The sequence below is a fragment of the Sphingomonas folli genome (assembly GCF_019429525.1).
GTDB lineage: Bacteria > Pseudomonadota > Alphaproteobacteria > Sphingomonadales > Sphingomonadaceae > Sphingomonas > Sphingomonas folii.
In genome coordinates this window covers 351,965-366,139 of record NZ_JAHXZL010000004.1, presented here as the reverse complement: position 1 = coordinate 366,139, position 14,175 = coordinate 351,965, and the positions used below count along the sequence as shown (strand labels likewise).

At 72.5% G+C, this 14,175-nt stretch carries 12 protein-coding genes, 1 tRNA gene and 1 other RNA gene; 11 read left to right on the top strand and 3 right to left on the bottom strand.

Annotated elements, in window-relative coordinates; genetic code table 11:
- The first annotated feature begins 6 nt into the window (after positions 1-6).
- Both tilS and ftsH read left to right on the top strand, forming a co-directional pair.
- Positions 7-1,008 carry a tRNA lysidine(34) synthetase TilS gene (gene tilS, locus KZ813_RS08635; protein WP_308461832.1) on the top strand — a complete coding sequence of 334 codons (1,002 nt, stop codon included), beginning with the start codon at positions 7-9 and terminating at the stop codon, positions 1,006-1,008.
- A 64-nt stretch (positions 1,009-1,072) separates the two neighbouring features.
- The gene (gene ftsH, locus KZ813_RS08630) at positions 1,073-3,055 is read left to right on the top strand and encodes an ATP-dependent zinc metalloprotease FtsH (protein ID WP_308461831.1); all 1,983 of its coding nucleotides are present in this window, start codon (positions 1,073-1,075) and stop codon (positions 3,053-3,055) included.
- Between the two features lie 374 nt (positions 3,056-3,429).
- On the opposite strand, the gene ligA is transcribed toward ftsH, so the two are convergent.
- Both ligA and KZ813_RS08620 read right to left on the bottom strand, forming a co-directional pair.
- The gene (gene ligA / locus KZ813_RS08625) at positions 3,430-5,571 is read right to left on the bottom strand and encodes an NAD-dependent DNA ligase LigA (RefSeq protein WP_219754550.1); all 2,142 of its coding nucleotides are present in this window, start codon (positions 5,569-5,571) and stop codon (positions 3,430-3,432) included.
- 271 nt (positions 5,572-5,842) lie between these two features.
- Positions 5,843-6,274 (bottom strand): RrF2 family transcriptional regulator, encoded by a 432-nt coding sequence (locus tag KZ813_RS08620; protein ID WP_219754549.1) that lies wholly within the window; start codon positions 6,272-6,274, stop codon positions 5,843-5,845.
- 45 nt (positions 6,275-6,319) lie between these two features.
- Between KZ813_RS08620 and ssrA the strand changes: the two genes are divergently transcribed.
- The 5 genes from ssrA to KZ813_RS08595 all read left to right on the top strand — a co-directional run bounded on the left by ssrA (position 6,320) and on the right by KZ813_RS08595 (position 8,778).
- Positions 6,320-6,660, top strand: a transfer-messenger RNA (tmRNA) gene (ssrA, locus tag KZ813_RS08615).
- A 217-nt stretch (positions 6,661-6,877) separates the two neighbouring features.
- Complete coding sequence (dapB, locus tag KZ813_RS08610) at positions 6,878-7,606, top strand: 4-hydroxy-tetrahydrodipicolinate reductase (RefSeq protein WP_219754548.1); 729 nt, start codon at positions 6,878-6,880, stop codon at positions 7,604-7,606.
- Positions 7,603-8,268: an endonuclease III gene (gene nth / locus KZ813_RS08605; protein WP_219754547.1), complete on the top strand. Its 666-nt coding sequence runs from the start codon at positions 7,603-7,605 to the stop codon at positions 8,266-8,268. The genes dapB and nth overlap by 4 nt, the downstream gene beginning before the upstream one ends.
- Before the next feature lie 10 nt (positions 8,269-8,278).
- Positions 8,279-8,665 carry a hypothetical protein gene (locus KZ813_RS08600; RefSeq protein WP_219754546.1) on the top strand — a complete coding sequence of 129 codons (387 nt, stop codon included), beginning with the start codon at positions 8,279-8,281 and terminating at the stop codon, positions 8,663-8,665.
- Positions 8,666-8,701: 36 nt separating this feature from the next.
- Positions 8,702-8,778 (top strand) — tRNA-Arg (locus tag KZ813_RS08595).
- A 14-nt stretch (positions 8,779-8,792) separates the two neighbouring features.
- On the opposite strand, the gene KZ813_RS08590 is transcribed toward KZ813_RS08595, so the two are convergent.
- The gene (locus tag KZ813_RS08590) at positions 8,793-9,440 is read right to left on the bottom strand and encodes a sulfite oxidase-like oxidoreductase (protein WP_219754545.1); all 648 of its coding nucleotides are present in this window, start codon (positions 9,438-9,440) and stop codon (positions 8,793-8,795) included.
- A gap of 95 nt (positions 9,441-9,535) precedes the next feature.
- Here KZ813_RS08590 and KZ813_RS08585 point away from each other — a divergent pair, with 95 nt between their 5' ends.
- The 4 genes from KZ813_RS08585 to KZ813_RS08570 all read left to right on the top strand — a co-directional run bounded on the left by KZ813_RS08585 (position 9,536) and on the right by KZ813_RS08570 (position 14,151).
- A complete protein-coding gene (locus KZ813_RS08585; RefSeq protein ID WP_308461830.1) occupies positions 9,536-10,108 on the top strand; it encodes a uracil-DNA glycosylase family protein in 573 nt (190 codons plus the stop codon).
- 261 nt (positions 10,109-10,369) lie between these two features.
- Positions 10,370-11,503, top strand: a complete 1,134-nt coding sequence (locus tag KZ813_RS08580) for a Gfo/Idh/MocA family protein (protein ID WP_219754543.1) — start codon at positions 10,370-10,372, stop codon at positions 11,501-11,503.
- A gap of 7 nt (positions 11,504-11,510) precedes the next feature.
- The gene (locus tag KZ813_RS08575; RefSeq protein ID WP_219754542.1) at positions 11,511-12,323 is read left to right on the top strand and encodes a glucose 1-dehydrogenase; all 813 of its coding nucleotides are present in this window, start codon (positions 11,511-11,513) and stop codon (positions 12,321-12,323) included.
- Complete coding sequence (locus KZ813_RS08570) at positions 12,316-14,151, top strand: glycoside hydrolase family 15 protein (RefSeq protein WP_219754541.1); 1,836 nt, start codon at positions 12,316-12,318, stop codon at positions 14,149-14,151. The genes KZ813_RS08575 and KZ813_RS08570 overlap by 8 nt, the downstream gene beginning before the upstream one ends.
- Positions 14,152-14,175 lie beyond the last annotated feature (24 nt).

Genomic DNA, 14,175 nt, shown 5'->3' with positions numbered 1-14,175 from the left:
CTGAGCGTGGCGCCGCTGCCCGCGGCGGCGGTGGCGCGCTTCGCCGACGACCTGCGGCGCGGGCTGGCGCGCGCGCACGACCTGGCGGCGGTCGGCGACGCGGCGCGGGTCGGCGTGGCGGTGTCGGGTGGACCCGATTCGGTGGCGCTGCTGCTGCTCGCCGCCGCGGCCTTCCCGGGGAACGTGGTCGCGGCGACGGTCGATCACCGGCTCCGCCCCACGGGGGCCGAGGAGGCGGCGATGGTGGCGGCGCTGTGCGAGCGGAGGGGGGTGCCGCACGCGACACTCGTCCCCGCGGTGCCGATCGCGGGCAGCTCGCTCCAGCGCCGCGCGCGCGAGGCGCGCTACGCGCTGCTGACCGCCTGGGCGAGGGAGCAGGGCGTCGACGCGCTGCTCACCGCGCACCACGCCGACGATCAGGCCGAGACGCTGCTGATGCGGCTCAACCGCGCCTCCGGGCTGGCCGGGCTGAGCGCGATCCGCGCGGTGCGATGGGATCTCGGCACGCTGCTGCTGCGCCCGCTGCTGGGGTGGCGCCGCGCCGAGCTGCGCGCGCTGGTGGAGGCGGCGGGGGCGCCCTTCGTCGACGACCCGTCGAACGCGGACCCGCGGCACGATCGAACCCGCGTCCGCGCCGCGCTCGCCGCCGCCGCGCCCGCGCTCGACCCGGCGGGGCTCGCGGCGTCGGCGGGCTATCTCGCCGAGGCCGAGGATGTGATCGCGGGGCTGGCCGACCGGCTGTGGGCCGAGCGCTGGCACGGCCCCGACCGGCCCTTCGCCGTCGATGACGCGCCGCGCGAGCTGCGCCGGCGCCTGCTCCGCCGCGCGCTCCACGCGACTCGGGCGCAGCACGTCATCGTGCTGCCGCTCTTCACCGATTCGTCCAATATCGAGCCACTGCTCGACGCGCTCGCGGCACGCCGCGGCGCGACCCACGCCGGGGTGAAGGTGGAAGTGTACGGGGAAGGCTGGATTTTTCGCCCAACACCGCCGCGTCGATCACTCTGACCGACGCTGTTCCATTGCCATTAACCCGTCGTGCCTTACATTGCGTTCGTTGGAAAGGTACCCGATGAACGACAACGACAGGCAGCGCGGGAACGGCGGCGGCGACAATGGTGGCGGCGGCAACCCTAACCCCTGGATGAAGAGCCTGCTGATCTGGGTCGGCGTGCTGCTCTCGCTGGCGGTGGTGGTGACGCTGTTCGACGGTCGCACGACCACGGCGCAGGGCAATACCGTGGCCTATTCCACCTTCCTCGACAAGGTCGACGAGGGCACGGTGAAGGACGTCAACGTCAGCCGCGACATCATCACCGGCAGCTTCTCGAACGGCGACAAGTTCCGCACCTATCCGGTGCAGGACTCCGGCCTGATCGAGCGGCTGCGCAAGGCCGGCGTGGAGGTGGCGGGCAAGCCGGAGGAGGGCCCGTCGATCTGGATGGTGCTGCTCTACCAGTCGCTGCCGTTCCTGCTCTTCCTCGGCATCGCCTTCTTCGTGCTGCGCCAGATGCAGAAGGGCGGCGGCGCTGGCGGCGCGATGGGCTTCGGCAAGAGCCGCGCGCGCATGCTGACGCAGAAGGAAGGCAAGGTCACCTTCGACGACGTCGCGGGCATCGACGAGGCGCGCGCCGAGCTCACCGAGATCGTCGACTTCCTCAAGGACCCCACCAAGTTCGCCCGCCTGGGCGGCAAGATCCCCAAGGGCGCGCTGCTCGTCGGCTCGCCCGGCACCGGCAAGACGCTGCTGGCGCGCGCGATCGCGGGCGAGGCGGGCGTCCCCTTCTTCACCATCTCGGGCTCCGACTTCGTCGAGATGTTCGTCGGCGTCGGCGCGAGCCGCGTCCGCGACATGTTCGAGCAGGCCAAGAAGTCGGCGCCGTGCATCGTCTTCATCGACGAGATCGACGCGGTGGGTCGCCACCGCGGCGCGGGGCTGGGCAACGGCAACGACGAGCGCGAGCAGACGCTCAACCAGCTGCTGGTCGAGATGGACGGCTTCGAGGCCAACGAGGGGATCATCATCGTCGCGGCGACCAACCGCCCCGACGTGCTCGACCCCGCGCTGCTGCGCCCGGGCCGCTTCGACCGCCAGGTGGTGGTGCCGCGGCCGGACATCGACGGCCGCGTGAAGATCCTCGAGGTCCACATGAAGAAGGTGCCGCTGGCGCCCGACGTCGACGCGCGGGTGATCGCGCGCGGCACGCCGGGCTTCTCGGGCGCCGACCTCGCCAACCTCGTCAACGAGGCCGCGCTGATGGCGGCGCGCAAGGGCAAGCGCCTGGTCGCGATGGCCGAGTTCGAGGAGGCCAAGGACAAGGTCATGATGGGCGCCGAGCGCCGCTCGATGGTCATGACCGAGGACGAGAAGCGCATGACCGCCTATCACGAGGCGGGCCACGCGATCGTCGCGCTGCACGAGCCCGCGTCGGACCCGATCCACAAGGCGACGATCATCCCGCGCGGCCGTGCGCTGGGCATGGTGATGCGCCTGCCCGAGCGCGACAGCTACAGCTACCACCGCGACAAGATGTACGCGAACCTCGCGGTGGCGATGGGCGGCCGCATCGCCGAGGAAGTGATCTTCGGCTATGACAAGGTGTCGAGCGGCGCGAGCGGCGACATCCAGTACGCCACCGGGCTGGCGCGCGACATGGTCACCAAATGGGGCATGTCGGACAAGGTCGGGCCGGTCGAGTATGCCCAGCCCGAGGGCGAGAGCTTCCTGGGTTACTCGTCGAGCCAGCCGGTGCGGATGTCGAACGCCACCGCGCAGCTGATCGACGACGAGATCAAGGCGATCGTCGAGGGCGGGCTGCACCGCGCCAAGCAGGTGCTGACCGATCATCTCGATCAGCTTCACTCGCTGGCCGGCGCGCTGCTCGAATATGAGACGCTGACCGGCGAGGAGATCAAGCGCCTGATCGCGGGCGATGACATCGGCCGCGCGGACCAGGGGCCGAAGGCATCCGCAGTGCCCGCGGCGGGGACGTCGATCCCGAAGACCAAGCGCCCGTCGGGCCCGTTCGGGAGCGCCTCGCCCGCCGGGGCGTGAGGCGACACTCCGACCGGAAGATAGGGGAGGGCGGCCTGCGGGTCGCCCTTTCTTCTTGGAGAGCTGGAGCCTGGGTCCCCACCACCCGTCATCCCGGACTTGGTCCGGGATCCACCCGGCCGCATACTCCTCGACCGGTGGGTACGCGGATGAGTGGATCCCGGAACAAGCCCGGGGTGACGTTAGGCAGAGAGGGAGGGGGCGATCAGGCGAGGACCGCGTTCTCCCTTCGCCCGAGAGCGCAGCCGCTCACCGAAGGCGATGCGCTCCCGCGCACGCGGGGGCCATGGGCTTCGAGCGACACCGCCTGAGACCTGTGCTCCTGCGTCCGCGGGAGCACGGCAGCGGTGTGCCGCGCCCGCGCCCTGACCTCCTCAGCCCGCCGCGGCGGCGACGATCGCGATCCAGCCCGCCTCGTCGACGACGCGGATGCCGAGCTCGGCCGCCTTCTTCGCCTTCGACCCCGCGCCCGGCCCCGCCACCAGCAGGTCGGTCTTCTTCGACACCGAGCCCGAGACATGCGCGCCGAGCGATTCCGCCTGCGCCTTGGCCTCGTCGCGGCTCAGTGTCTCGAGCGTGCCGGTGAACACGACGGTCTTGCCCGACACCTCCGACGTCACCGTCTCGACGCGGAAGTCGGGCGGCGACACCTCGGCGAGCAGGTCGTCCCACACCGCGCGATTGTGCGGCTCGTGGAAGAAATCGGCGAGCGCGTGGCCCACCGCGGCGCCGACATTCTCCACCCCGATCAGCTCGGCGATCGCCTTGTCCAGCCGGGTGCGCAGCTTGCCCTCGTCCTCCCCGAGCGCGGCGATCGTGCGCTCGCGCAGCGCGATCAGCTCGTCCGCCAGCGCCGCCACCGCTGGCAGGGTGACGTAATGCTTGAGCAGGTCGCGCGCGGTGACGATGCCGACGTGGCGGATACCGAGCCCGAACAGCAGCCGCGCCGCGTCGGGCCGCCGCCGCGCCTCGATCGCGGCGAGCAGCGCGTCGACCGATCTCGCCTGCCAGCCCTCGCGCCCGACCAGCGCCTCGCGGTGCGCGGCGAGGCGGAAGATGTCGGCGGGCTCGGCGATCCAGCCGAGCGCGACGAACTCGACCAGCGTCTTCTCGCCCAGCCCGTCGATGTCGAGCGCGCCGCGGCCCACGAAATGCTTGAGCCGCTCGAGCCGCTGCGCCGGGCAGATCAGCCCCCCGGTGCAGCGCACGTCGACCTCGCCCTCCTCCGCCACCGCCTCGCTGTCGCAGCGCGGGCAATGGTCCGGGAAGACGTAGGGCGCGCGCTCGGCGTCGCGGGGCAGCACCTCGACGATCTGCGGGATCACGTCGCCGGCGCGCTGGAGCAGCACGCGGTCGCCGACGCGCGCGTCGAGGCGCGCGATCTCGTCGCGGTTGTGCAGCGTGGCGTTGGTGACGACGACGCCGCCGACCGTCACCGGGATGAGCCGCGCGACCGGGGTGAGCTTGCCGGTGCGGCCGACCTGGATATCGATCGCCTCCAGCACGGTCTCGGCGCGCTCCGCGGGGAATTTGTGCGCGATCGCCCAGCGCGGCGCGCGGCCGACGCTGCCGAGCCGCTGCTGATAGTCGAGCCGGTCGACCTTGTAGACCACGCCGTCGATGTCGAAGGGGAGGTCGGCGCGGCGGTGCTCGATCGCGCGATAGCGCGCCAGCGCAGCCGCGGCGTCGTCGCAGCGCGCGAAGGCGTCGGCGATCGGGAAGCCCCAGCCGCGCAGCGCCGCGACCACCGCGTCCTGCGTCTCGCCGGGCACCGCGCTGGCCTCGCCCCAGCCGTGCGCGAGGAAGCGCAGCGGGCGCGCCCGGGTGACCGCGGCGTCCTTCTGGCGCAGCGAGCCCGCGGCGGCGTTGCGCGGGTTGGCGAAGCGGCGCGCCTCCTTGCCGCTCGCCTCGGCCTCGGTGGCGAGCCGCGCGTTGAGCGCGGCGAAGGCGGCCTTCTCCATATAAACCTCGCCGCGCACCTCGAAGATGGCGGGTGCGTCATCGGGAAGAGTGCGGGGAATGTCGTCGATCGTCAGCACGTTGGCGGTGACGTCCTCGCCGGTGGTGCCGTCGCCGCGGGTCAGCGCCTGGACCAGCCGGCGGTCCTCGTAGCGCAGCGAGCAGGACAGGCCGTCGATCTTGGGCTCGGCGGTGAGCGCGACGGGCTCGTCGTCGGCCAGTCGCAGGAAGCGGCGTACGCGCCGGACGAACTCCTCCACCTCCTCCTCGGCGAAGGCGTTGTCGAGGCTCATCATCGGCCGCGCGTGCGCGACCTTGGCGAGGTGCGCGGCGGGCGCGGCGCCGACCTGGCGGCTGGGGGAGTCGGCGCGGACCAGCGCGGGGAAGGCGGCCTCGATCGCGGCGTTGCGGCGGACCAGCGAGTCATAGTCGGCGTCGCTGATCTCGGGCGCGTCGTCGGTATGGTAGAGCCGGTTATGGTGCGCGATCTCGCGCGCGAGCCGCTCGAGCTCGGCGGCGGCGTCGGTCTCGGTGCTGGGCAGCGGCGCGTCGATCATCCCGCGATGGGTAAGCGGGGCGCGGCGATGGGTCTAGTGGGACGGCGAGTGGCCCCGTCATCACCGCCGCGTCGCACTGACTTCGTCATTCCCGCGCAGGCGGGAACCCGGACGCGCTGACGCTGCGGCGAGAGGAGAGACGTCGGCGTGTCCGGATCCCCGCGTTTGTGGGGATGACGAACATGAGGCAGTGTATTGACGGAGGGCCGAGGCGGAACCGAGATCGGCCAAGCTCGTGTGTACCGTGTCAATCAACGCGCGCCGCCTCGCCTCAGGCCGCGACGAGCTGGTTCGCGGTCGCGTCGGCCAGGCTGGTCCCGTCGAGGATGCGCGCGGTCTCGTCGCGCACGCGCATCATCGCGTGGCGGATGGCGCACTCGGCCTCGCTCTTGCAGTCCTTGCACGAGCGGTACGCGGTCCGGCTGACGCACGGCACCAGCGCGAGCGGCCCCTCGATCACGCGGATCACCTCGCCGAGCGAGATCAGGTGCGCCGGCCGCGACAGCACATAGCCCCCCATCTTGCCGCGATGGCTGTGGAGCAGGCCGGCGTCGCGCAGGTCGGCGAGGATCAGCTCGAGGAACTTGCGCGGGACATTGGCCTCGGCGGCGATCCGAGTCATCGGGATCGGCGGCGACCCGGCCGGCGCGCCCGCCAGGAACAGCATGGAGCGAAGGGCGTAACGGGACCGCTGGGTGAGCATAACGCAGTATATACAGGGATATTGTGGCGGGCAAATGGCCGCGCGGGGCTTTTCCCGCGCCGCGCGCCCGCCTATATGACTCGCGTCGGGTTTCACCCGGCTATGGCGATAAACTGCGGCGTACAATAGGCGCAGCGGACCCGGGGGCAGTACCCGGCGGCTCCACCACCGCGGCTGCGCGCAGCCGCGCTGACGGGGCCGAACCAGGATCGACGTGTGTTGAAAAGCGCTGTTTTCGCTCGGAATGGGACCACCGCGACGGCCCATCACACAAGTGCCAACGACAACGAAGCACTCGCGATTGCGGCGTAATTGAGGGCCTAACGGCCTGACGTTACACCAAAAAAGCGCGGTCGGACCCCACCGGGCAACAGAAGGGGAATCCAGCGGTACGGGAGGCACCGGGCAACAGAAGCCTCCCACTCTCCCGATAGAACATGCACCTCGGACCCGCCCGCGCGCGGCGGGCGCTCGGTCGCCCGGGTGCGGCCTCGGCCCGGCGACCTGACCGTCCCATGCCGAGCATCGCGCGACTGTCTTTCCCGCGTCCCGCGTGGCAAGGCGCGTCGGGGCTCACCCCTCTCTCCGAACGAGTGACGCGACATGACCGCCATCGGCATCTACGGCAGCAACGGTCGCATGGGGCGCGCGATCGCGACGATCGCGGAGGAGGAGGGCTGCACCGTCGCGGGCGGGGTCGATGCCGGCGGTGACCCGCTGCCGCTCGCCCAGGCCGCCGACGTGCTGGTCGATTTCTCCACCCCCGCCGCGCTCGAGCCGCATCTCGCCGCGGCGGTCGCGGCGCGCACCCCGATCGTGATCGGCACCACCGGGTTGAGCGCCACCCATCACGCGCTGATCGAGCAGGCGGCCGCGGTGATCCCGGTGCTCCAGACCGGCAACACCTCGCTCGGCGTCACGCTGCTGCAGACGCTCGTGCGCGAGGCGGCGGCGCGGCTCGGCGCCGACTGGGACATCGAGATCGTCGAGATGCACCACCGCCACAAGGTCGACGCGCCCTCGGGCACCGCGCTGCTGCTCGGCGAGGCCGCCGCGGCGGGGCGCGCGACCCGGCTCGCCGAGGTGCGGGTCGACAGCCGCGCCGGGCTGGTCGGCGCGCGCACCGAGGGGACGATCGGCTTCGCCTCGCTGCGCGGCGGCTCGGTGGTGGGGGACCATTCGGTCGTCTTCGCGGGCGAGGGCGAGCGGGTCGAGCTCGGCCATCGCGGCGAGGACCGCAGCATCTTCGCGCGCGGCGCGGTGAAGGCGGCGCTGTGGCTCGCCGGCCGCGCGCCGGGGCGCTACGCCATGGCGGAGGTGCTCGGGCTGTGACCCGGCGCGAGGTCGCCGAATTCTACCGGCGGCTGGCCGAGGACAACCCGCATCCCGAGACCGAGCTCGAGTCGGTCAACGTCTACACTCTGCTGGTCGCGGTGGTGCTCTCCGCCCAGGCGACCGACGCCGGGGTCAACCGCGCCACGCGCGCGCTGTTCGCCGAGGTCGACACCCCCGCGGCGATGGTCGCGCTCGGCGAGGACGGGCTCAAGCGGCATATCCGCACGATCGGGCTGTTCAACACCAAGGCCAAGAACGTCATCGCGCTGAGCCAGGCGCTGATCGAGCGGCACGGCGGGCAGGTGCCGCGCGACCGCGCCGCGCTGGAGGCGCTGCCCGGGGTCGGGCGCAAGACCGCCAACGTCGTGCTCAACGTCGCCTTCGGCGAGGAGACCTTCGCGGTCGACACGCACATCTTCCGCGTCGGCAACCGCACCGGGCTGGCGCGCGGCAGGACCGTGCTCGCGGTGGAGAAGCGGCTCGACGCGGTGACTCCCGCGCCGTTCCGGGTGCACGCGCACCATTGGCTGATCCTGCACGGCCGCTACGTCTGCAAGGCGCGTCGCCCCGAGTGCTGGCGCTGCATCGAGCACGACCTCTGCGCGTTCACGCCGAAGACGCCGCCGCCGCCCGACCGGGCCGCGGCGCGCGCGGGCTGAGGAGGCGGCGATGCGCTTGGGCTTGGCGATGACGGTGTTGATGCTGTCCGGCGCGGCGCTGGCGCGCGACCGCGGGCCGGCGGTGCCCGAGGCGGTACCCGCGGGCGCGCCGCGCACCTGCGTGCCGATCAGCGCGCTGCGCGAGAGCCTGGTGCGCAGCGACCGCGTGATCGACTTCCATACCGTCGGCGACCGCTATTACCGGGTGACGCTGCCCCAGGCCTGCCCCGGGCTCGGCTTCGAGCGGCGCTTCGGCTACGCCACGTCGATCGGGCAATTGTGCGCGCAGGACATCATCACCGTGCTCTACACGACCGGCGGGATGCGCGGCGCGAGCTGCGGCCTGGCGCCGTTCCAGCCGGTGACGATCGCGCGCCGCCCCGCGAAAAGCGGGTAGCGCGACGCCGCGCACCCTGCTAGTCGCAGCCGACCGGCACCCGTAGCTCAGCTGGATAGAGCGCTGCCCTCCGAAGGCAGAGGCCACAGGTTCGAATCCTGTCGGGTGCGCCAGCTTCCCGCCGCCATCATCCGTAGCGTTCCGCCCGCCACGGGTCGCCGCGCATGTGATAGCCGTTGACCTCCCAGAAGCCCGGCGCGTCGCGGCCGAGCAGCTCGATTCGCCGGATCCACTTGGCGCTCTTCCAGAAATACAGGTGCGGGATGATCAGCCGCGCGGGTCCACCATGCTCGCGCGACAGCGGGCTCCCCTGCCAGGCATGCGCCACCAGCGAGTCCGCCGCGGCGACGTCCGCGAGCGGCACGTTGGTGGTGTAACCGTCATAGCCGTGCAGCATCACTGCCCGCGCCTCGGGGAGGGGCGTGACCAGGTCGAGCAGGTCGCGCGCGCGCACCCCGGTCCAGTCGTTGTCGTAGCGCGACCAGGTGGTGACGCAGTGGATGTCCGAGCGCGAGCGGGTCTGGGGCAAAGCGGTGAAGCCGGCCCAGTCGAGCGCGACCGGCCGCTCGACCAGGCCGCCGATCTCCAGCCGCCAGCGCTCGGTGCCGATGTCCGGCGTCTCGCCCAGGTCGAGCACCGGCCAGCCGGTGACGAGGTGCTGGCCGGGCGGCAGCCGCTCGCGACCGGTGGGTGGGGTAGCGTCGGCGAATTTGTGCTCCTCGGCCCAGCGCCGCTTCGAGCGGGTGAGCTTGCTGTCGGGGGGTAGGTCATCCATCGCGCGCGACTCCTCCGCGCAAGATGGCGCGCGCGGCGGTCGCGGCCAAGCCCCGCTGTCTTGCGCCGCGGTGCGCGAACCCTACCTCGGAGACGGTGGAGACGTTCGACCAGCTCGTGGCGCGGGTGCGCGCCTGCACCGCCTGCGCGGCGGAGCTGCCGCTCGGCGCGCGGCCGGTGATCCAGGTCTCGCCCCACGCGCGGCTGCTGATCGCGAGCCAGGCACCGGGCAGCAAGGTCCACGCCAGCGGCCGCCCGTTCGACGACGCCTCGGGCGACCGGCTGCGCGCGTGGATGGGGATCGACGCGGCGACCTTCTACGACGCCCGCCGCGTGGCGACGCTGCCGATGGCCTTCTGCTACCCCGGCCGGGGCGCCGGGGGCGACCGCGCGCCGCCGCGCGGCTGCGCGGCGCGGTGGCGTGAGTCGCTGCTGGCGGCGATGCCCGAGGTGCGGCTGACGCTGCTGGTCGGCGGGTACGCGCAGGCGCACGTGCTGGGCGCGGGCGCACTGACGCCGCGCGTCGCGGCCTATCGCGCGCACCTGCCCGCGCTGTTCCCGCTGCCGCACCCGTCCTGGCGCTCGCAGTCGTGGATGCGGCGCAACCCGTGGTTCGAGGCCGAGGTGCTGCCGGCGCTCCGCGCGGCGGTGGCGGGGGCGTTGGGGTAGGTCACCGCCTGCCTCCCGCGAGGGGCGGCAGGATCCGCGTCACGTCCCCCGTGTTCCCCGCGCCGGCGAGGATGACGGGCGATCGGATGGTGACGGGTGGGCGCCGCAAGCGGTGATCGCGACGTCGGCACCCGAGCGACGCGGCGCCGCTGCGGTACGCCGCCCCCGTTCTCTCCCCGGAAGTCCTCCCTCCAGGGACGGAACCAACCCGCCCTCCCGCGCGGTTGCGGCCTTCCTCGAACGGAAGCAGCGGAGACAGGCATGAGCATCGCGTCGGCACTGGGGCTCGGCGGGCGCAAGGTGCGCTACGCCGTCGTCGGTCTGGGGGATATCGCGCAGGAGGCGCTGATGCCCGGGGTCAAGCACACCGGCAACTCGGAGATCACCGCGCTGGTCTCGGGCGATCCGGTCAAGCTCACCAAGCTCGGCAAGGCTTATGGTGTCAAGCACCTCTACGGCTATGAGAATTTCGCGGCGCTGCTCGGTACCGGCGCGATCGACGCGATCTATCTGGCCACCCCCAACTGGCGCCACGCCGAGTTCGCGGTGCCAGCGCTCGAGGCCGGCATCCACGTGCTGTGCGAGAAGCCGCTCGAGGTATCGAGCGAGCAGGCCCAGCGGATCGCCGACGCGGCCAAGCGCGGCAAGGCGAAGCTGATGACGGCCTATCGCCTCCACTTCGAGCCCGCCACGCTCGACGCGATCCGCCGCATCCGCGCGGGCGAGATCGGTGAGCCGATCGCCTTCACCTCGCTGTTCGCGCAGCCGCTCGATCCCGCCAACCACCGCGCGCATCACGGCATCGAGGCGGGCCCGCTGTTCGACATGGGTGCCTATCCGATCAACGCGATCCGCTATCTGTTCGGGGCCGAGCCGGTCGAGGTGGTGTCCGCCGTCGGCGTGCGCCACCCGTCCGCCGGGCTGGGCGACCTCGACGACACCGTCGCCGCGACGCTGCGGCTGCCCGGCGGCAAGCTGGCGCAGTTCACGGTCAGCTACGCCGCCGACGCGGTCGACAGCCTCATCATCGTCGGTACCAAGGGTTCGATCGAGATGAATCCCGCCTATGGCTTCGGCCAGGGGCTGGAGCAGTTCCGCAGCGTCGGCGGCAAGGACTCGCACGAGACCTTCGCCGCGACCGACCAGTTCGGCGGCGAGCTGCGCTATTTCTCCGACTGCATCCTCGAGGGCCGCGACCCCGAGCCCGACGGCGAGGAGGGGCTCGCCGACCTCGCGGTGATCGAGGCGGTGGTCGCGGCGATGCGCAGCGGCAAGGCCGAACCGGTGAAGGTGATGCAGCGGACACGCCGGATCGACCCGGAGTCGCAGCTGCAGACGCTGCGCGCGGTGTCGGCGCCCGAGCCGGTCAACGCCTCCTCCCCGACGCGCGACTGAGGCGGCGATGACCGACCCCGCACGGCCGCTCGCCGGCCATAGCGCGATCGTCACCGGGGCGAGCTCGGGGATCGGACTCGCGGTCGCCGAGGCGCTCGCCGGTGCCGGCGCGGCGGTGGCGGTGAACTATCGCTCGCAGCGCGCGCCCGCGGAGGACCTCGTCGGGCGGATCGAGGCCGCGGGCGGCCGCGCCGTCGCGATCGCGGCCGACGTCGCGCGCGAGGAGGAGGTGATCCGCCTGTTCGACGAGGCCGCCGCCGCCTTCGGCCGCGTCGACGTGCTCGTCGCCAACTCGGGGGTGCAGCAGGACGCCGCCGTCGCCGACCTCTCGCTCGACCAGTGGAACGCGGTGATCGGCGTCAACCTCACCGGCCATTTCCTCTGCGCGCGCGAGGCGGTGCGCCGTTTCCGCGCGCAGCCGCGCGACCGCCGCCCGGCACGGAGCGCGGGAACGATCATCGCGATGAGCTCGGTCCACGAGGTGATCCCCTGGGCGGGGCACGTCAACTACGCCTCCGCCAAGGGCGGGGTGCGGATGCTGACGCGCTCGCTCGCGCAGGAGGTCGCCGGCGACGGCATCCGGGTCAATGCGATCGCCCCGGGCGCGATCCGCACCCCGATCAACAGGGAGGCGTGGGAGACCGACGAGGCGCTGGCGAAGCTGCTGCGGCTGATCCCTTACGGGCGGATCGGCGAGCCCGAGGACGTCGCGCGCGCGGCGGTGTGGCTCGCCTCCGACGACGCCGACTATGTCACCGGCACCACGTTGTTCGTCGACGGCGGGATGACGCTCTACCCCGAGTTCCGCGACAATGGCTGAGCGCGCCGGCCGGCGCGTGCCGCCCCGCTCGATCGGCGACCGCGGCATCATCGGCGACCTGGAGACGGCGGCGCTGGTCGCGCGCGACGGCACGATCGACTATCTGTGCTGGCCCGCGCTCGACAGCCCCACGATCTTCGCCGACCTGCTCGACGACGGGAAAGGCGGCGGCTTCTGGCTCGCCCCCCGCCTCGCCGACGCGCGGCGGTTGCAGCTCTACCTGCCCGACACCAACGTGCTGGTGACGCGCTGGATGGCGCAGGCGGGCAGCGCCGAGGTGATCGACCTGATGCCGCACCCCGACGCGGTCGGGACGCTGGGCGGTCGCTGCGTGATCCGCCGTGTCACGGTGACCCAGGGGACGGTCGGCTTCGACGCGCGCTGCGCGCCGCGCTTCGATTACGCGCGCGAGGTGCCGCGGGTCGAGGCCGCGGGCCGGACCGCGCGGTTCGTCGGTGCCGGGCTCGCGATGCGGCTCCACGCCTCGATGCCGCTCGTCGCGGGCGAGGGCGAGGGCGGGGGCGAGGCGGCGGCCGACTTCACGCTGGCGGCGGGCGACAGCGCCTGGTTCGTGCTCGGCGACGACTCGCTCGCCGCGCCCGACGCCGAGGCGGTCGACGCCGCGGTCGAGGCGACCGCGCGGGCGTGGCGCGGCTGGCTCGGCCACGCGAGCTACAAGGGGCGCTGGCGCGAGCAGGTGCTGCGCTCGGCGCTCGCGCTCAAGCTGCTGACCTCGGCGCGGCACGGCTCGATCGCCGCGGCGGCGACCTTCGCGCTGCCCGAGGCGACCGGGGCAGGGCGCAACTGGGACTATCGTGCCACCTGGATCCGCGACGCCTCCTTCACCGTCTACGCCTTCATGCGGCTCGGCTTCGTCGACGAGGCCGAGCATTTCCGCCGCTGGGCGGGCGAGCGCGTGATGCAGGCGGATGAGGAGCATCCGATCCGCGTGATGTACGCGATCGACGGCTCCGAGGCGGCCGACGAGCGCGAGCTCGACCATCTCGCCGGCCACGCCGGCAGCCGCCCGGTGCGGATCGGCAACGCCGCGCACGCGCAGACCCAGCTCGATATCTTCGGCGAGCTGCTCGACAGCACGTACCTGTCGAACAAATACGGCGCGGCGATGAGCCACGCGGGCTGGCAGCACGTCCGCGGCATCGTCGATTTCGTGATCGCGCACTGGCAGGAACCCGACGCCGGCATCTGGGAGATGCGCGGCGCGCCGCGCCACTTCCTCCACTCGCGCGTGATGTGCTGGGTCGCGCTCGATCGCGCGATCCGCCTCGCCAAGAAGCGCTCGCTGCCCGCGCCGCTGGTCGCCTGGGCGGAGGCGCGCGACGCGATCGTCGCGGACGTCTGGGCCAATTTCCGCCACCCGGTGCACGGCTATTTCGTCCAGGAGCGCGGCGGCACCGCGCTCGACGCCGCGCTGCTGATGCTGCCGCTGGTGCGCTTCGTCTCGTCCACCGACCCGGTGTGGCTGAGGACGCTCGACGCGATCGGCGAGCAGCTGCGCGACGACGGCCTGGTCTATCGCTACCGCGACGACGACGGGCTGGAGGGTGGCGAGGGCGCCTTCACCACCTGCACTTTCTGGTACGCCGAGTGCCTCGCGCGCGCGGGGCGGCTGGAGGAGGCGCAGCTGATGCTCGAGAAGGGGATCGCCTACGGCAACCACCTCGGCCTGTTCGCCGAGGAGCTCGACCGCCGCGGCGAGGCGCTCGGCAACTTCCCCCAGGCGCTGACCCACCTGGCCTTCATCAGCGCGGCCTATTTCCTCGATCGCCGGCTCGATCCCGGATATCGGCCCAACTGGCAGCCGTGAGGGGGAGCGGACGCGCCGGGGCGC